The sequence below is a fragment of the Micromonospora sp. LOL_013 genome (genome assembly GCF_048060315.1).
Classification (GTDB): domain Bacteria; phylum Actinomycetota; class Actinomycetes; order Mycobacteriales; family Micromonosporaceae; genus Micromonospora_E.
Genome location: NZ_JBHMIQ010000028.1, coordinates 12,379 through 30,103 on the forward strand (window position 1 = coordinate 12,379; position 17,725 = coordinate 30,103).

The window sequence follows — 17,725 nt, forward strand, 5'->3', positions numbered from 1 at the left end:
TGGGATCATGCTCGTGCGACGGGACGTGCCCCATATCGAGGGCTGCGGACGGTTGCAGTTGATCCGACAGACACCCAGGCGGGCGTCAGGACTTCCGGAGTCGGCGTAGCCACTCGACACCGAGCCGGTGGCCGTCGGGGAACTGGTCGTCGCGATCCCAGCGCCACGTCGTGATCATCGCCAGCACGAGCGTCCGGCAACCTCGGAGCACGTGTTGATCGACGCCCGGGTACAGGTCGCCGACCTCGTCGGGTGCGTGGGCCAGGTCGAACTCGATTGGCCCCCGGCAGCACGTCTCGAAGTCGATGAAGAGCAGGCCGGTCGGGGTCGAGAGCAGGTTGCCCGGGTGCGGTTCGCCGTGCAGGAGTTGTTCGGGCCGGCCGCTGTCGCTGACCGCTCGGCGCAGGCGATCCAAGGTGTCCGCCAGGAAGATCCGGTCCGCGTCGGCCAGCCTCGGGGTCCGGTCGTGGTCCGCCACGATCGTTCGGGCCTCGGAAACCCGGTCGGTGAAGTGCGGGGTGGGCAGGTCGACCCGGCGCATTCCGGCGTGCAGACGTCCGAGCGCGTTGGCGTAGTCCGCAGGTGGGATCGCTTGAGCCACCGGCTCGTAGTAGGTCCACAGCGTGACCACGTAGTCGTCCCAGGCGAAGATCTCGGGCGTTTTCAGCGCGGCCACCGGGCTGCCGACCTCGAACAGTCGCTGAGCGATATCCACTTCACGCTGGGCGCACCGGTGCGCCGCCGGTGCCACCTGTGCCAGCACGTCGCAGGGCTGCAGACGCAGGGTGAGCTTGTTCGAGTTGTGCAGGACGGCGGCGTCGTGGGCGGTCAAGCCGAGCGATGAGGCGATCCACATGGCCGCCTGCGTCGCCCGCTGGGCCGCCTCCGCCTGCATCGGACCACCGTAACTCAGCGTTCTCGGTGCAGCAGCCGCGCGAGCGAGCTGTCACCATGGCGTGGTGGTGCCGGTCGAGGAGAGTGTGCCGTTCCGGTGGGACCTGGTCACGCCGGACCAACTCGGAACTTTGCTCGACGGTGCCGTACCGCCGGACCCATCGGCGTACAGCGACTTCGTCGGCTGCCGCTGTCGTTCCAGCGTCCGGCGGTCACGCGCACCCGACAGGCCCTCGCCGAGGCCGCCGCGCTGGTGGCGTACGGACGCAGTCGGGCCGGCCGGCACGCCGTCGCCCGCGCCATCGGACGTGATCACGCACTCGCGCAGCCCTGGCTGCGTAGCCTCGTCACGAATCTCACGAGGAGCTGACCGACAGCGTCAGATCCTTCGGCTAGGTTTCCTGGGCATGGGCCACGATCGTCAGGTGGGCAGGGTTCGGCAGCTGTCGCGCTACCCGGTCAAGTCGATGCAGGGAGAGGACCTGGACCAGGCGTACGTGGACGAGACGGGCATCGCCGGCGACCGGGCCTTCGCCGTGCTCGACTGTCTCACCGGCAAGGTGGCCAGCGCCAAGAACCCGCGCCTGTGGCGGGACATGCTGACCGTACGGTCCACGTTGCTGCCTTCCGACGCCACCGGTGCCCCGGCGGTCCGGCTGACCATGGCGGACGGTACGACCGAGACCGTGACGGTGACCGGCCACCGCGACCCGGCGCTGTCCACGATGCTGGGCCGGGACGTGCGCCTGCTCGACCGGGCCGCGCCGGGCGCGACCATCGAACGGATGGACCCGGCCCAGGTACGTACGGAGGACGATCTTTCAAGCGCGCAGACCGGAAGCTCCGTGCTGGCTGCCGGCTCCCCACCCGGTACGTTCTTCGACTTCGCGCCCCTGCACCTGATGACGACCGCGACGCTGGCCGGCCTCGCGGCCCACTCGGGTCGGCCGGTCGACGCCGGCCGTTTCCGGCCCAACATCGTTGTCGAGGTGCCCGACCCGGGCGCCGGCTTCGTCGAGAACCTCTGGCCGGGGCGTCGGCTGCGGATCGGCTCCGACGTGGTTGCCGAGGTCGTCGTCGCGACCCCACGGTGTGTGGTTCCGGCGCTGCGGCATGGTGAAGGCGAGCCGGATGTCGCGCTGTTGCAGGTGCTGAGCCGACACAACCGCCTGCGTCTGGCAGGCGTCGGCGTTCTGCCGTGCGCCGGGGTGTACGCGCGCCCGCTGGAGTTCGGCGTCATCCGCTCCGGTGACCCGGTCGAGTTTTGCTGACCGTTCCCGTAGTGACCTGCGTGGACAGCGCCGGCAGCGCGATCAACACCGTTCATGGTCGGCTTCACCTGGTAGGACCAGGGCTACGGGCTCGCTGGTCCAAGATTCGCCAGGTACACCTTGATGATCTATAGGGGACTGTGACTGCTGTCACAAGTATGGGACCGTAAGTTGGCGCCTCACAAGGGTGCCACCTGCGCGTCCACGGCTGGCTCCAACATCATCCGGTAGTGGTCCGGTGACCCAGGGTTGACGAACTCAAATAGGTCGTTGACTATGGCAATGGCGGTTCAACAAGCAGGGTGTAGGCCACCGGCCGCGCCGAGCCGCTGTTGTCAATGCTGCTGTTCTCGCAGCACCAGCCTCCGTCCTCGCTATTCCAGAAGTCTGGAAATGACGCGTGGATTCGAAAGCAACCGGAATGGTTGCTCGACAAAGAGGAGTTTGCCGCATGGGTGTGCCTGGTAGAACCCGTATTCCCCGGGGTGCTCGGCGCCTCGGTGTCATCGCGCTGGCCGTGGCTGTCGCGCCCGTCCTGTCCGCCACCGGGGCCACTGCGGGTCCGGCCGAGGTGGAGACCAAGCCGACCCGGGTCGCCGGCTCAGATCTGGGCACCAGCAGCTCGCTCGCGCCGGTGCAGCTGCCGGGTGACAAGACCGCCCGCACCTACTCGCCCGCGCAGCTCAAGGCGTTCGAGCGCACCGGCGGAGACCCCGACGTGCTGGCGTACTGGACACCGGAGCGGATGAAGGCGGCCAAGCCGTTGGACGCGCCCGGCGACGCCGTGTGGGTCGAGAACACCGCGCGGGCCATCGCCAGCAAGACGCCCACGGTCGCGACCAAGCCGGTGGCCGCCACCATCGCGACGAAAGAGATCGCCGCCCCGGATCCGGTGACGAACTTCTCGGTCACCAACGGCAAACTGTTCATCGGTGGCTACGAGAGCGGCTCGTGGTGCTCGGCGTCGGCGGTCGCCACCTCGTCCAAGCGGGTGTTGATCACTGCCGGCCACTGTGTCCACAGCGGCCAGGGTGGTGACTGGCTGAGCAACCTCGTCTTCGTGCCGAAGTACAACGCCTTCAACGCCGACCACGACCCGGTCGGTCGGTTCCAGGCGTACCGGTTGCGGACGTTCAACGAATGGATGAACAACAGCAACCTCAACCGGGACGTCGGCTGGGTGACCACGTTCTCCGGTGGCGACTGGAACACGACGGTCGTCGCCACCGTCGGCGGGCACGGCCTCGCCTACAACGGCGGCACCGAGTTCGACGTGTCGATTTTCGGTTACCCGAGCAACCGCGACGGCGGGGACAAGATGTGGGCCTGCTGGGGCACCGCCGTCGACAACAGCATTTTCGACGACCGGTCGAAGATCACCTGCAACTTCGGCGGCGGTTCCTCGGGTGGTCCGTGGATCTGGAACTACAGCAACGCCAACGGCCTCGGCTATGTCCGATCGGTCATGTCCACCGTTGACGGCAGCGGAGTGAACCGGGGGCCGTACTTCGATACGGCGGTCCTCGACGGCACGAACGCCGCCAACGGCGACTGGTAATCTGAGTCGATGCTGACGCGACGACCGCCTCGACTGACAGCCGTACTGCTGGTCGGGGCGGTCGTCGCGCTGAGCGCCTGCGGCCCGGCGGCCGAGCCCGGCGACGACGGCGACGGCACCACCGCCACCCAGGCGCCGGACGCCGCAACGAGCCCAGGGGCGCTGCCGGTCCGCGACGACCTGATCGCGCCGCAGGTCGTCGCCTGGCGCACCTGGCGCGCCGTCGACGACCGTACGCTCGAATTCACCGTGACCGCCGGTCCCGTCGACTGCTACGGCGCCGAGCCGCAGGTGCAGGAGAGCGAAACGGCGGTGCGCGTCCAGATCCGGGTGGGCCGGCTGCCTGAAGCGGCCGACCAGGAGTGCCCGGCGATCGCCCTGGAATCGGCCGTCCTGGTACGCCTGGCCGCCCCACTTGGCGACCGCGAGGTCGAGCAGCTGGACTGACACCCGCTCCCGTGCCCCGGGTCGTCGCGCGTGGCGGCCGGGTCGAAGGCCGGGCCTACCATCGGGGCCATGGCACTGACGGGGGACGACGTCGACCGGTTCGAGGCGGCCCGGCCGCGCCTGGCGGCGATCGCCTACCGCCTGCTCGGCTCCGCCAGTGAGGCCGAGGACGCCGTACAGGAGACCTTCCTGCGCTGGCAGGCCGCCGACGTCGACCGGATCGACGTCCCCGAGGCGTGGCTGACCAAGGTCCTCACCAACCTGTGCCTCAACCAGCTGACCTCCGCGCGGGCCCGCCGCGAGACGTACGTCGGTCAGTGGCTGCCGGAGCCGCTGCTCGCCGGCGACCCGCTGCTCGGCCCGGCCGACACCGCCGAGCAGCGCGAATCCGTCTCGTACGCCGTCCTCACCCTGATGGAGCGCCTGACCCCGCAGGAGCGGGCCGTGTACGTCCTGCGGGAGGCGTTCGACTACCCGCACCGCGACATCGCCGGCATCCTCGGCGTCTCCGAGGCCGCCAGCCAGCAGCTCCTGCACCGGGCCCGGCGGCACCTTGCCGACGGCCGGGCCCGCACCGAGGTCGACCGGGTCGCCGCCCGGCGGGTCGTCGAAGAGTTCCTGGCCGCCGCCACCAGCGGTCGGATCGAGCCACTGGTACGCCTGCTCACCGGCGACGCCGTCTCGATCGGCGACGGCGGCGGACACGTCCCGGCCCGCGCTGTGCCGGTTGTCGGAGCCGTCGCGGTCGCGAAGTTCCTGCGCGGCCTGTTCACCCCGGGTGCGGCAAAACGCGCCCTGCTCGGCGGTTCACCTGAGGTGTACGCCTGGACTGCCAACGGTGACCCGGCGGTCGTGGTCGTCATCGACGGCCGGGTCATCGGCGTCATGTGCCTGCAGGCCACCGCCGACGGTGTGGCCGTGGTCCACAGCCAGGTCAACCCCGACAAGCTGCACCGGGCCACCGCGTCCTGGACCGCCGCCGATCACGGGGAACCGCTGTTCACCGCCTTCTGACCACCGTGTGAGGTGCTTCACGCCGCTGTCGCGTCAGCAACCGCGGGGCTGCCCGGTTCAGGTGGTGTCACACCCCGTGCAGACAGACAGGAGCAGGACATGCGGCACCGCATCGTCGTCCTCGGCGCCGGATACGCCGGCGCCATCGCCGCCGGCCGCCTCGCCCGGCGGCTCGACCCCGCAGACGTCGCCATCACCGTCGTCAACGCCGAGACTGACTTCGTCGAATGCGTCCGGATGCACCAGCTGGCGACCGGCCAGGACCTCAAGCCCCGACCGCTGCGGGAGATGTTCGCCGGCACCGGCGTCGAGCTGCGGATCGCGAAGGTCACCGGTGTCGACGTCGACACCAGGACGGTCACGGTCGCCGCCGGCGGCAGCACCGGTGGCACCGACGAGATCGGCTACGACACCCTTGTCTACGCCCTCGGTAGCGGCTGGAACCCCGGCGACGTCCCCGGCGTCGCCGAGCACGCCGCCGAAATCGCCAGCCGGCCCGGCGCGCTGCGGCTGCGGGACCGGCTGGCGCGGCTTGCCGCCGGTCAGTCGGTCGTCGTGGTCGGCGGTGGCCTGACCGGGCTGGAGGCCGCGACCGAGATCGCCGAGGCCCGCCCGGATCTCGATGTCGCCCTCGCCGTGCGCGGCGGCCTCGGCGACACCCTGTCGCCGAAGGGCCGCGCGCATCTGCGCAAGGTCCTCGCCGGGCTCAACATCACCGTGTACGAGCACACCGCCGTCACCGGCGTCGCCGCCGACCGGGTCACCACCACCACCACCGACGGCACCATCGCGGCCGCCGTCACCGTCTGGACCGCCGGCTTCGCCGTCCACCCGATCACCCGTACGACCGGATTGCAGCTTGCCGACAGCGGCCAGATCGTCGTCGATGGCACCATGCGCTCGGTGTCGCATCCGGACGTGTACGCCGTCGGCGACGCGGCCTGGGCGGCCGGATCCGGCGGCAAGCCGCTGCGGATGTCGTGCGCCTCGGGCACCCCGATGGCGTGGCAGGCCGCCGACTCGATCGCAGCCCGGATGACCGGCGGGAAACTGCCGAACGCGCCCCTGCGCTACTTCAACCAGTGCATCTCGCTGGGCCGCCGGGAGGGCCTGATCCAGTACGTCACCGCCGACGACCGCGCCAGGCCGGCGGTGCTGACCGGACGCCTCGCCGCCGGCTACAAGGAGCTGGTCTGCAGGGGCGCCGCGTGGGGCGTCGCCAACCCGACGCTCGGGCTGCCGACCCGTCGCCGCCCCACCACCCACCGCGCCACCCACCCCGGTGCCGCCGCCGGCTCCGTGGTCGACACCTCGGCGTGACGCCACACGCCCCGGGGACGCTCACCGGGTAGCGGTGCTGTCCGGCCGCCCGGCGTAGTGAGTCGGCGCGGCCGGGCGGGCCAGGCGGGCGCGCACGGCGGCGGCGTCCGGATGACCGGCCTGCTCCATCAGCACCAGCGCCGCCGTCCAGCTTTCCCGGGCCGGGTCGACCTCGCCGCAGGCGTACCGGACGTCGCCGAGGTCGACCAGGGTCTCCGCCTCACCGCCCCGGTCACCGATCGCGCGGAACAGCCGCAACGCCCGCTCGTGGCAGTCGACCGCCGGGCGATGCGCACCCGCCGCCGCCTCGGCGCAACCGGCGGTACGCCAGTTGGTCGCCGCCCCGTGCCGGTTGCCGAGCTCGGTGTTGATCGCGAGCGCCTGCCGGCACAGCTCGCGGGCCTGGTCGGGCTCGCCGAGCCGGATCCAGGTCCAAGCGATGTTGTTCATCGCCCGCGCCTGACCGGTCAGGTGCCCGGCCTGCCGGTACAGCTCCAGCGAGCGCAGGTCATACTCGAGGGCCTGCGCGTCGTGGCCCTGCCGCTCCCGCAGCCGAGCGAAGTTGACGTTGGTCTGTGCCTGGTTCGCCCGGTCCCCGACGGCCATGAACCCGGCCAGCGCCTGCGCCAGATGCTGGGCCGCCTCGTCGGTGCGGTTCAGCTGGGTCAACGCCCGACCCAGGTTGCGGTGCAGGTGCGCCTGCGCAGCCGGGTCGCCCAGCCGCACCGCCGACGGCAAGGCGGCACCCTGCACGGTCAACTGGTCGTGCCAGAGTGCCCGCAGGTTGACGTAGCTGGTCAGGCTCCAGGCCAGCTCCCAGGCGTGCCGGTCCCAGCCGTCGCGGGCCGCCAAGTCGACCGCGCCGACCAGCACCCGGTGTTCGGCCACCAACCAGCGCATCGCCGCGGCGCCGTCGGCCAGCGCCGGCACCACCACCCCGTCAGCCGGGCAGTCCAGCAGGATCGGGTCCCGGTGCGGGTACAGCAACCGGTCGGCGGCGTACGCGGTGTGCAGCAGGTGGTCGAGCAGCCGCCCGGTCGCGGCCCGCCGCCGCGCCGCCGGTTCCCGCGCATCGGCCAGCTCGGCGGCGTACGCCCGCAGCAGGTCGTGCAGCACGTACCGGCCGGGGGAGTGCTCGGTGACCAGGCTGGCGCGGGTCAGCTCGGCCAGCAGCCGCCGGGCGGCGGGCACCGGGACACCGGCCAGGCTCGCCACCGCCGGCACCGTCAGCTCCGGTCCGGGATGCAGCCCGATCAGCCGGAACAGCCCGGCGGCAGCCGGGTGGAGCGCCCGGTACGACCAGGAGAACACCGCCCGTACGTCGGCGGCCGGGTCGCCGCCGTCGAACGCGTCGAGGCCGGGACCGGCCTCGGTCAGCTCGCCGGCCAGGTCGGTGAGGGTGACCGCCGGATTCACCATCACCCGAGCCGACGCGACGGCCAGCGCCAGCGGCAGCCGGGCACACCGGGTGACGATCTCGTCGGCGGCGGACGGCTCCGCCCGTACCCGGGCCTGCCCCAGCCGGGTCGCCAGGAACCGCCGCGCCTCGGCGGCGGTGAACAGGTCGAGAGCGACCGGCCGGGCCCCGTCGACGGCGACCAGCCCGGTCAGCTGGCCCCGGCTGGTCACCACGGTGACGCAGCCCGGCGCGCCGGGCAGCAGCGGGCGGACCTGTTCGGCGTCGCGCGCGTTGTCCAGCACGATCAGCATCCGCCGGCCGGCGACCAGGCTGCGGTAGCGGGCGGCCTGCGCGGCCAGCCCGATCGGCATCCGCTGCGGTGCGACACCGAGCGCGGCCAGGAATCCGCGTACCACCTCGGCCGGGTCCAGCGCCGCGCCGGCCGGGTCGAAGCCGTGCAGGTTCGCGTACAGCTGTCCATCGGGGAACCGGGCGGCGGCCCGGTGCGCCCAGTGCAGCACCAGGCTGCTCTTGCCGACCCCGGCGGTGCCGGCGACCACCGCCAGCGGCGTCCGATCCTGGTCGTCGATCGGCAGCGCGTCCAGCTCGGCGAGGGCGGCGACCCGGCCGGTGAAGCAGGCCGGGGCGGCCGGCAGCTGGCACGGCACGTCGGCCGCCGGCTCCTTCGCCGCCGCCGGCTCTCTTACCGCCCCCTGCCCCGGCGCGGCGCGTGGGGCCGGAGGCAGGGCCGCCGGGGGTGCGGTCGCCGTCCCCAGCGCCGGGTCCGCGGTCAGGATCCGGTGGTACGTCTGCCGCAGCGCCGCCGCCGGGTCGGTGCCCAATTCATCGGCGAGCCGGGTACGGACCACCTGGTAGTGCCGCAACGCCTCGGCCTGCCGGCCCGCCCCGTACAGCGCCCGCATCAACTGACCGGCGATCCGCTCGTCGAGGGGATGCTCGGCGGCCAGCGCGGTCAGCTCGCCGAGCAGGTCGGCGTGCCGACCTGCCGCCAACCGCAGGTCGATCAGGTCCAGCTGGGCGGCGAGCCGGTCGGCGGCCAGCGCGGTGCGTACCGTGTCGAGCCAGGCCGACTCCAGGGTGCCGAACGGGGTACCGCGCCACAGCGACAACGCCCGGGCCAGCAACGCCGCCGGATCGTCGACGGTCACCGACGTCCCGCCGGTCCGCGCGGCGCTCGTGCCGGCCCTGGCCCGTCTGACCAGCTGGCCGAACAGGTGCAGGTCGACCAGGGCCGGGTCGACCCGCAGCAGGTAGCCGCCGGACCGGCGGACGATACGTACCGGTTCGGCCGGGGCCAGCACCTGCCGCAGCCGGGACAGGTAGCCGGCGAGCGCGTTTCGGGCCCGCTGCGGTTGCCGGTGCCCCCAGACCCGGTCCAGCAGCCGGTCGGTGGGGACCAGCCGGTTCGCGTCGACCAGCAGCGCGGTCAGGACGCAGCGTTGCCGGGCGTGCCCCAGGTCGAGGTCGACCCCGTCGACCCGCACCGTCACCTCACCGAGGACCCGCAGCTCGACGTCGGTCTGTGCAGTGTCCACCTCTGCAGGATGCTCCGTGTTTCGTGGCTGAGCAGCCTATTTAACGACTACCGAAACAGTTCCGAAGGTCCATCGGTCACTGTCTGGATCGACGGCACACGCCAGTCATCTCGATCAATCCGAAAAGAGGAGCGATGAACACGAAACACCGTCGCACCGGTCTGCGCGTGGCGGCGCTGCTCGCCACCCTGACCGTCGGTGCGGCCGCCCAAGTCATCGCGACCGCGCCAGCCGCTGCGGTCAGCGGCCTGTTCCGGACCACCCACCTGGCCACCGCGACGAACTCACAGTCACCGAAGTTCCGGGCCGCCGAATGCCCGGACGACACCCGGGTGATCGGTGGCGGGGCCCGGGTGAGCGGGCCGGCCGCCGGATCGATCCGACTCAGCGCCCTGCAGCCGGTCAGCGGCCCCGGCCAGACCGACCGGTACGAGGTCTGGGCGGACGAACCGCCGGGCGGCGTCAGCGGCAACTGGGCACTGGAGGGGTACGCCATCTGCGCACCGGTGGACTCGGTGCCCGGCTACACCATCGTCCCCGGCAACTCCACCTACTCCTCGTCGCCGACCCGCAGCACCGCCGCGGGCTGCTCGGGCAACCAGCGGGTGATCGGCACCGGGGCGAGCATCACCGGTGGCGGCTTCGGCAACGTCGGCCTGCAGATGTCCCGGGCCTCCGGGCCGCTGGACATCGCCCGGGCCGCCGCCGCCGAGGACGGCGCCTACTCGGGCAACTGGCGGGTCACCGCGTACGCCATCTGCGCGAGCCCGGTGGGAGCGGCGGCCGAAGGGTCGGTGCAGACCGGGGTCGCCTCGGCGAACCACACCTGCTCGTCCAGCACCGAGGACGTGCATTCGGTCGGCGCGGCCACCGGACCCGGTGCCTCCGGGCAGACGTTCCTGAGCTCGCTCTACCCGAACGCCGGTCTCAGCACCGTCAACCTCACCCTGACCGGTGTGCCGACCGATGGTCTGGCGATTCAGGCGATCTGCGCCTGACCCGACGGCCACGGTGACCCCGGGCCGGCGGAGCCGACCAATCTCACCGGACGAACCGAACCGATGGGCCGCAGGAGGCATCCGCCGCCTGCGGCCCACCAGGGATCCCTCGTATTTTCCTCAGCGCCACCTCAGACGTCATTGGGAATCTACGGAGGTATCACCCAAGCGAAGTGACGGTCGCGGTCGAGCGACGGAGTAGGCTGCCGGCCCGTGAGCCTCTTGCGCAAGTCGGGAGTCCTCGACCGGGATGTCCCCGTCACCTCGGATGACCATCCGAGCACGGTGACGGAGAAACCGGATCGGCCCGGCTGGCTGCGACGGCACCGACGTTGGTGGTATCCGCTGGTCGTGGCGCTGCTGCTGGGGCAGATGGCGGTCGCGATGGTCACCACCGCGGTGGCGCAGGCGCCGACCATCGACGAGCCGGTATACGTGGGTGCGGCGGCGCTCTACCTGCAGGGCGGCGGTCTGCAGGTCAACCCGGAACATCCGCCGCTGGGCAAACTTGTCATCGGGGCCAGCCTGGCGTTCGCCGACCCGTACATCGAGCCGTCCTTCCAGGGCAACCAGACGGACCTCGGGCGGCACGTGCTGTACGAAGCGGGCAACGACGCCGACCGGCTGCTGCTACTGGCCCGGCTGCCGATGATCGGGCTGACCCTCGCGTTCGGGCTGGTGGTCCTCGCGTTCGCCCGCGACATCACCGGCCGGGCCGGTGCCCTGATCGCCCTGGCGGTGTACGCGTTCACGCCCGACGTGATCGCGCACGGCTCGCTGGCCACCCTCGACGTACCCACCGCCGGGTTCCTGCTGACCTCGGCCTGGCTGCTGTGGCGGGCCCGGCGCCGACCGTGGCTCTACCTGCCGTTGGCCGGCCTGGCGCTCGGCGCGGCGCTGGCCACCAAGATGAGCGCGTTGGCGGCGGTGCCGGTGCTGCTGGCGCTGGCCGCCTGGTCGGTCCGGCACGCCCGGCCGGTCTGGCCGCCCCGTCCGTCCTCGCCCCGGACCCGGCGGTTCGTCGTCGCCGGCGCGGCCGCGACCGCGATCGGACTCCTCGCGTTGCTGACCGTGTGGGTGAGCTACCTCGTCGTCGACCCGCGGCTGCAGACGGTGCCACCTGGCTCGGTGCCGACGATCGGCGGGCTGCGCGGAACAGTGGTCGACTGGCTGCCGTTTCCGGAGTCGTTCCGCGACGGCATGCGGATCCAGTTCGGCTTCGAGGACTGGAAATGGGGCGGGTACCTGTTCGGTGAGACGTACTCCGGCCACCGGTGGTACTACCTGCCGGCCGCGCTGCTGGTGAAGACGCCGCTCGGAGCACTGGCGCTGTGGCTGGTCGGCGCGGCCGCGATGCTCTCGGTGCCCCGGCTGCGCCCGGCCGCCGGCTACCTGCTGGCACCAGCGGCCGTACTGCTGGCCGTCGCGATGACCGGCTCCCGCGACCTCGGCGTCCGATACGCGATCGTCGTCCCGGTCTTCCTGGCCGTGGCAGCGGCGGCCGTGACCGCCGTGCGGTGGCCGGCCGCCGCCGCTCGGTACGCCCGGCCGGCCGCGGTGGCGCTGGTCGCGCTGGTCGCGGTCAGCTCGGCCCGCGCGTTCCCGTTCTACCTGCCGTACGCCAACGAGGCGTTCGGTGGCCCGGCCCGCACCTACCACCACCTGCACGACTCGAACGTGGACTGGGGGCAGGACCTGGCGCGGCTGGCCGACCGGCTGCGGCAGCGGTACCCGGACGAGCGGGTGTGGCTGGCCTACAAGGGTGCCGGCGTGCCAGAGTACTACGGCATCACCGCCACTGATCCGCGCGAGGTGCCGCCCGAGGAGGTACACGGTCTGCTGGTGGTGTCGAACACCTGGGTGGCGACCACCGGCGGTGAGTTGCGTGAGCTGATCGACAGCAGCGAGCCGATCGACCAGGTCGGTCACTCAATCACCATCTTCCGCCGCTGACCCGGCGACCACCTGTCCCGATTCCACATCACCGATTGGCGAACGTCACTGCATCTGGCGCTGATCGTCCGTACGGCCTCGGAACCAGCGCCGAACGGCGGAGGTGTGGCGCCGGTGTTCTTTCCTCTATGTTCGATCGGGTGGTCCAGCGTCGAAAGGAAACCGTATCTTGACGTCCTCTGCGGCGAACCGCCTCGATCGGGCGGTGCGACTCTTCGAGTTCCTGGCGCGGGCACAGCAGTCGGTCGTCTCGGCGCCCCGCACGGTCGACAGTTACGAGGAGGTTGCCTGGACGCGGAGGATGCCACGACACTCCGCCGTGCACTTCGCGCACTGGGACGCCACGCCAGAGCCTGGTGACGAGGTCGGCCACATCGATCGGATCGATGTGGTCCGGCCGCCCGCCGTCGGCGAGGCGCTGCGCCGCTGGTTGACCGCAGGCATCGACGATCCACAGATCACCCCGCAGCTCAAGGTGGAAGTTCCGGATCCGGACGGGGAGCCGGACGTCGACGGCAACCCTGCGGTGTTTCGTCTGGCTGAGCACCCCGACATCGAGGACGCCTACCGGTCATGGCTGATCCGCTGGGAGACTTGGGCGGAGCGGGAACGCGTCGATCAGCCGGTGCGTGAGGCGTACGGCACGCTCTTCTCGATGCAAGCGGCGGCGGCGAGTAATCCCGAAGAGAAGGAGCTGGTCCTCGCCGTCGGATGCCTCACCTGGAAGCCAGCCGACCATCCGGCCGTACGGCGACACCTGCTCACCGTACCGGTCACGATCGACCTCGACCCGGTAACCGGCACACTGCACGTCAACGCCGCCGAAACGGCCGACCCGCTGCGCCTCGAACTCGACATGCTGGATTCGCACCTGACGCGGTCGCGGCACATCGGCGAGGTCCGGGAAACCGCACGGACCTTCGCCGACCATCCGCTCAACGTAGCGACGATCGGCGAACTGTTGCAACGCGTGGCGCACAGCCTCGACCCGGACGGCGGCTACCTCGAGACGGAACTGCCCGGCAGCGGCGGTCCCGCGCGGCCCGAGGTGACCCTGGCGCCCGCGATCGTCCTGCGTCGGCGCAGCCACGGGCTGGTCGAGGTGCTCGAGCGCATCCGCAAGCAGTTGATCGACGCGGCTTCCGTGCCGGAGGGGATCCTGCCGCTGGTGGATCCGGATCACCGCCCGGCGACCGAGACCGACCCGACGCCCGGCGCGGTGATCGCCGTCGACGACGAGTTCTACCTGCCGCTGCCGGTGAACGACAAGCAACTGAAGATCCTTCAGCAGGTGGACCGGCACGCCCAGACCCTGGTGCAGGGCCCGCCCGGTACGGGCAAGACACACACCGCCGCCGCGTTGCTCAGCCATCTGCTCGCCCAGGGCAAGCGGGTCCTGGTCACCGCGCAGACCGATCGTGCGCTCAAGGAGGTACGCACGAAGCTGCCGGAGGCGATCCGGCCGCTGTCGGTCGCGGTCGTCGGCGCGTCGAGGGAGGACATGGCGGACCTGAAGGTCGCGGTCAACACGATCTCGCAGCACGCCATCGACTTCGACGCCGACGAGTCCGACCGGACCATCGCCCGGCACCTCGACGCGATCGACCAGCTCCGGCGTCAGCGTGCCCAACTGCACCAGCGGCTGGTCGACGTGCGGGCCGCCGAAGTCGCCCGGCACGAGCAGGGACCGTACCGGGGCACGCTGGCCGCGATCGCCGAGGCGCACCGTCACGCCGGAGAACGGTACGGGTGGATCCGCCCGTGGGCACCGGCAGCACCCGGGGACGAGCCCCCGCTGACCCGGACCGAGATCACCGAGTGGTTGCGGCTGCTGCGCGACCAGCAGTTGATCGCGGACGAAGCGTCGTCGCGGGCCACGCTGGCCGACCCCGCGCGGTTGGCCCCGCCGGCGGACTTCGCCGCTGCCGTCACCGCCGAACAACAGGCCCGCGCCGCCCACGACGCGCGGCACGACAGCCGGCAACATCCGGCGTACGTGGTGGTCAGAGCGCTGCCTCCGGCGGCCCGGACCGCGCTGCAGCAGGATCTGCACCGCCTCGCCGACACCGCCGACGACCTGGCGCGACGACGCGAACCGTGGATGGCCGACGCGTTGGCCGATGTGACCTGCGGCCGGGGACAGCTGTGGCACAACCGGGCCGCGCACCTGCAGCAACTGGTGGCACAGGCCGAACCGCAGGTGCGTTACCTCGGCATCACCGACGTGCAGGTTATCGGCGTGCAGGACGGCGGCGTGCCCCAGGCCGGGCCGGACGTCGCCCAGCTCGTGTCGCTCGCCCACCACCTGCGCGAGCACCTCGCGGCCGGCGGCAGGGTCAAGCTCGCAGCCGACGGCACGCCGGTGCTGAACCTGCTCGCCGCCAAGCCGGTCAAGGCGGCTCGGGAGCTGTTCAGCCGGGTCCGCGTGGACGGTCGCCCGCCGACGACGGCCGAGGCCGTCGACGCGTTCCTCGCCTGGGCACAGGCCACCCGGCTGCTGACCGCTGCCGACCGCGCCTGGCCGGCCACCGTCGTCGTCCCGCCCGAGGACACCTTCCAGGAACGGCTGACCTGGCACCAGACCGAGCTGAGCCAACTGCAGCGAGTTCTCGCGTTCGGTGCCGGGCTGACCGACCAGGAGCACCGGCTGGCGGCCGCACAGCTACCCCGCCCACAGTGGTCGGATCTTTCGGCGGTACGGGCCTACGCCGCGTTGGTGGACTCGGCCGCCGCCGACGACCACCTGGCGCGGACCCGGACCGCCGTGGACGCCATCGGGGAGCCGGTCGTCGCACTGAGCCATCAGCCGACCGCCGCTGCACCGCTGCGCGAGCTGGTGGAGGCGGTCGCCGCCCGGGACGTGGGCAGGTACGCCGCCGCTGTCGCTCGGCTCACCCGACTGACCCAGGTGCGTGAGCTCGTCGACCGTCGGGACGCGCTCGGTTCCCGGCTGCGGGCGGTGGCGCCCCGCCTGCACGACGCCGTCGTCACCGACTGCGCCGACGACAGATGGGACGAGCGCCTCGACGGCTGGGACGACGCCTGGGCCTGGGCGGTCGTCGGCGCGTGGCTCGCCGACCGGCAGATCACCGATCTCAACCGGCTGCAGTCCGAGATCGGTGAGCTCGAGGGCCGGATCCGGGGCCACGTCGAGGAGCTGGCCGCCGCCCGCGTCTGGCGACATGCCGCCTCGCCGGACCGGATCAGCGGCTCCGCCCGGGCCAACCTGCAGCAGTACGGCCAGCTCGTGCGAGGGCTCGGCAAGGGTACCGGCAAGTACGCCCATCAGCGTCGCGCCGAGATCCGCCAGGCCATGGACCGCTGCCGCCCGTCGGTACCGGTCTGGATCATGCCGATCTACCGGATCGCGGAACAGCTGCAGGTGCAGCCGGACATGTTCGACGTCGTCGTCGTGGACGAGGCGTCACAGGCCGGGCTGGCCGCAACGTTCCTGCAGTACCTGGCGCCGAAAATCGTGGTGATCGGCGACGACAAGCAGGTCTCACCGAGCGGGGTCGGCGTCGACCAGCAACATCTGCGCGACCTCGCGGACCAGTACCTCGGCGACGACCCGTACCGGGCGTCGTGGCAGGACCCGAAGCGGAGCCTGTTCGACGAGGCCAAGATGCGGTTCAGCGGCCTGATTCCGTTGACCGAACACCGCCGCTGCGTTCCGGAGATCATCAACTTCTCCAACCGGATCGCGTACGAGCCGGAGAACATCCGGCTGATCCCCGTCCGTCAGTACGGGGCCGACCGCCTCGAACCGATCCGGCCGGTGCACGTCGGGAACGGTTACGTCAGCGGCACCAGCAACAAGGTCAACCCGCCGGAGGCCGAGGCGGTCGTCGCGCAGATCGTGGCCTGTGCGCAGGACCCCCGCTACGACGGTCTGACCTTCGGCGTGATCTCGCTGCAGGGAGTCCATCAGGCCAAGCGGATCGAACGGCTGCTGCTGGAACAGCTCGATCCGGCGGAATGGGAGCGTCGGGAGCTGCGGTGCGGCGACTCCGCCGATTTCCAGGGATCCGAACGCGACGTCGTGTTCCTCAGCATGGTCGCGGCGATGGAGGACGGCGTACGGATCGGCGCTGCGACGGCCGAGATGTACGTGCAGCGCTACAACGTCGCCGCCTCCCGCGCCAAGGACCAGATGTGGGTCTTCCACTCGGTCCGACTCAGCGACCTTGGTAATCCCGAGGACATGCGTTACCAACTGCTCGACTATTGCTACGGCGTGACTGCCCGCCCGAGCGAGCACGACGGCACCCCACTGCCGACCGAGGTGCCCGAGGACCGGCCGGTCGCACCCTTCGACTCACTGTTCGAGCAGCGTGTCTACAATCGGCTCGTCGCCGCTGGCTTCACCGTCGTGCCGCAGTTCGAGGCGATCGGCTATCTCATCGACCTGGTGGTGATCGGTCCGAACGGACGGCTCGCGGTCGAGTGCGACGGCGACGCCTGGCACGGGCCCGACCGCTACGAGGCCGACATGGCCCGGCAGCGGGAACTGGAGCGCTGCGGCTGGGAGTTCTTCCGTATCCCGCAGTCGTCGTTCGTCGTCGACGAAGCGGCGGTGTTGCAGGATCTGCGGGCGGCGCTGGACCAGCGGGGTATCCGCCCGTCCGGCTGGGCGGCGGCAGCCGAACCGGCGCGCGAACCAGTCAGCCAGGCGGGACCGGACGAGCGGGCGGAACCGGTCGGACTGGCGGAACCGGTCGGACTGGTGGAACGGGTCGAGCGGGCGGAACCGGTCGAGCGGGATCTGGACCCGGCGCCTGGACTCAAGCCGTACGAGATCTTCCAGGGCGCCGCCCCGCGCGCCGAGACTCCGCCGCCGCCGGGGATGCAGGAGGCCATACTCGCCATCGTCGCCTGCGAAGGCCCGGTGACCGGCGGGCGGTTACAGATCGCGTACGTCCATGCAGCCGGTGGTCAGCGCGTCAGTCGGGCCTCGGCAAGTGCGATCAACAAGGCGGTCACTGCAGCGGTACGCAGAGGTCTGCTCGTCCGGGACAGCCCCCTCGGCGAGACCGGAGTCCAGCCGAGCACGTATCGGCTCGCCCATCAACCGCCGGCACTGCCCCGGGCGCTCGGTCCACGCACCTTGGAGGAGGTGCCGCCCGCCGAACTCGCGCAGGTCATGACCGGGCACGCCAGCGTCCTCGGCTGGCACCAGCCGGAGGCCGTCTACCGGGCCACCCTGCAGACCTACGGCGGTAAGGCGCTGACCGCCACCGCCTCGGCCCGGTTGACGAAGGTTTCGCCGCTGGCCCGCTTGGTCACCCGTCGCTCGTCGGACAGCTGAGCAGCCC

The 17,725-nt window shown here is 71.5% G+C and carries 10 protein-coding genes; 8 read left to right on the forward strand and 2 right to left on the reverse strand.

What is annotated here, in order from left to right:
• Nucleotides 1-85: 85 nt before the first annotated feature.
• Nucleotides 86-895, reverse strand: a complete 810-nt coding sequence (locus tag ACFHWS_RS19150; RefSeq protein WP_416555621.1) for a phosphotransferase family protein — start codon at nucleotides 893-895, stop codon at nucleotides 86-88.
• A 424-nt stretch (nucleotides 896-1,319) separates the two neighbouring features.
• Here ACFHWS_RS19150 and ACFHWS_RS19155 point away from each other — a divergent pair, with 424 nt between their 5' ends.
• From ACFHWS_RS19155 to ACFHWS_RS19175, 5 genes are all read left to right on the forward strand, one after another.
• A complete protein-coding gene (locus ACFHWS_RS19155; protein ID WP_416555619.1) occupies nucleotides 1,320-2,165 on the forward strand; it encodes an MOSC domain-containing protein in 846 nt (281 codons plus the stop codon).
• A 517-nt stretch (nucleotides 2,166-2,682) separates the two neighbouring features.
• The gene (locus ACFHWS_RS19160; protein ID WP_416555617.1) at nucleotides 2,683-3,723 is read left to right on the forward strand and encodes a trypsin-like serine peptidase; all 1,041 of its coding nucleotides are present in this window, start codon (nucleotides 2,683-2,685) and stop codon (nucleotides 3,721-3,723) included.
• 9 nt (nucleotides 3,724-3,732) lie between these two features.
• On the forward strand, nucleotides 3,733-4,170 hold the full coding sequence (locus tag ACFHWS_RS19165) for a hypothetical protein (RefSeq protein ID WP_416555615.1): 438 nt from the start codon (nucleotides 3,733-3,735) through the stop codon (nucleotides 4,168-4,170).
• A gap of 69 nt (nucleotides 4,171-4,239) precedes the next feature.
• Nucleotides 4,240-5,184 carry an RNA polymerase sigma-70 factor gene (locus tag ACFHWS_RS19170; protein WP_416568699.1) on the forward strand — a complete coding sequence of 315 codons (945 nt, stop codon included), beginning with the start codon at nucleotides 4,240-4,242 and terminating at the stop codon, nucleotides 5,182-5,184.
• A 99-nt stretch (nucleotides 5,185-5,283) separates the two neighbouring features.
• A complete protein-coding gene (locus ACFHWS_RS19175) occupies nucleotides 5,284-6,504 on the forward strand; it encodes an NAD(P)/FAD-dependent oxidoreductase (RefSeq protein ID WP_416568700.1) in 1,221 nt (406 codons plus the stop codon).
• A gap of 21 nt (nucleotides 6,505-6,525) precedes the next feature.
• Here ACFHWS_RS19175 and ACFHWS_RS19180 read toward each other — a convergent pair whose 3' ends face one another.
• Nucleotides 6,526-9,459, reverse strand: a complete 2,934-nt coding sequence (locus ACFHWS_RS19180) for an AfsR/SARP family transcriptional regulator (RefSeq protein WP_416568701.1) — start codon at nucleotides 9,457-9,459, stop codon at nucleotides 6,526-6,528.
• Between the two features lie 134 nt (nucleotides 9,460-9,593).
• On the opposite strand from ACFHWS_RS19180, the gene ACFHWS_RS19185 reads away from it, so the two are divergent.
• The 3 genes from ACFHWS_RS19185 (at nucleotide 9,594) to ACFHWS_RS19195 (ending at nucleotide 17,718) form a co-directional block, all read left to right on the forward strand.
• Nucleotides 9,594-10,457, forward strand: a complete 864-nt coding sequence (locus ACFHWS_RS19185) for a hypothetical protein (protein ID WP_416568702.1) — start codon at nucleotides 9,594-9,596, stop codon at nucleotides 10,455-10,457.
• 213 nt (nucleotides 10,458-10,670) lie between these two features.
• Entirely contained in the window at nucleotides 10,671-12,410 is a 1,740-nt protein-coding gene (locus tag ACFHWS_RS19190) for an ArnT family glycosyltransferase (RefSeq protein ID WP_416555605.1), read from the forward strand.
• Nucleotides 12,411-12,579: 169 nt separating this feature from the next.
• The gene (locus ACFHWS_RS19195) at nucleotides 12,580-17,718 is read left to right on the forward strand and encodes an AAA domain-containing protein (RefSeq protein WP_416568703.1); all 5,139 of its coding nucleotides are present in this window, start codon (nucleotides 12,580-12,582) and stop codon (nucleotides 17,716-17,718) included.
• Nucleotides 17,719-17,725: the final 7 nt, after the last annotated feature.

Coding starts and splice junctions, on each gene's coding strand:
- ACFHWS_RS19165 (WP_416555615.1), top strand. CDS start 3,733: ATGCTGACGCGACGACCGCCTCGACTGACAGCCGTACTGCTGGTCGGG.
- ACFHWS_RS19150 (WP_416555621.1), bottom strand. CDS start 895: ATGCAGGCGGAGGCGGCCCAGCGGGCGACGCAGGCGGCCATGTGGATC.
- ACFHWS_RS19185 (WP_416568702.1), top strand. CDS start 9,594: ATGAACACGAAACACCGTCGCACCGGTCTGCGCGTGGCGGCGCTGCTC.
- ACFHWS_RS19175 (WP_416568700.1), top strand. CDS start 5,284: ATGCGGCACCGCATCGTCGTCCTCGGCGCCGGATACGCCGGCGCCATC.
- ACFHWS_RS19170 (WP_416568699.1), top strand. CDS start 4,240: ATGGCACTGACGGGGGACGACGTCGACCGGTTCGAGGCGGCCCGGCCG.